Here is a 710-nt window from a genome sequence, read left to right on the forward strand (position 1 = left end):
CGGCCGACAGCACGCTGTCCGGCAGCTTCGGGATCGGCTTCGGAGCTGACGGCGCTGCGGACGCTCCCCTGAGCATCAACGGTGCGACCGGGACGAAGGACGGCAACAAGACGACGTTCGATGTGGACGGCGGCAAGCTGGTGGTGACCGACAATGGTGACGGCAACTACAGCTACGAATACCAGCCTTCCGATCCGAACAAATCCTTCGGCGAGAAGCAGTTCATGATCACGGCGACGGACAAGGACGGAGACAGCACGACCGTGGAGATCACGGTGAAGCAGGACTTCAATCCTGGAGAAGTCGAGCCCGGCGTCGGGGACAACAAGATCGTGGTGGACGAAGGCACGCAGCCCGAACATGGCGGTGAAGAAAGCCATGGCCAGAACGGCAGCGGTTCGTTCATCGTGGACCTGCATGGCGAGGGCGGTACCATCGAGGTCGGAGGCTGGACCATCAGCATCACCGACGGCGTGGCCACGGTCAGCGGCAGTGCCCAGGGCGTGCACGGCGTGGAGCTTTCCAATGTGGAAGCCGAGCTTGGCGCGGACGGCAAGTGGACGGTGAACTACGACTATGCCCTTGGCGGCCGCCAGGAGCATGGTGCTGATGGTTCTGCTACGGATGCCGACCTGACGGGCAAATTCCCCATCACGGTGACGGATGCCACGGGCGACAAGGCCACGGGCAGCATCGACGTGACCGTGCAT

At 63.1% G+C, this 710-nt stretch carries 1 protein-coding gene; it reads left to right on the forward strand.

Annotation, left to right across the window (positions count from 1 at the left end):
• On the forward strand, nucleotides 1-710 hold a 710-nt coding region (locus ACQRAG_RS11770; protein WP_427805338.1), incomplete at both ends, for a hypothetical protein.

It is taken from the genome of Desulfovibrio sp. SGI.230 (assembly GCF_050313065.1).
In the GTDB taxonomy this organism is placed as follows: domain Bacteria; phylum Desulfobacterota; class Desulfovibrionia; order Desulfovibrionales; family Desulfovibrionaceae; genus Desulfovibrio.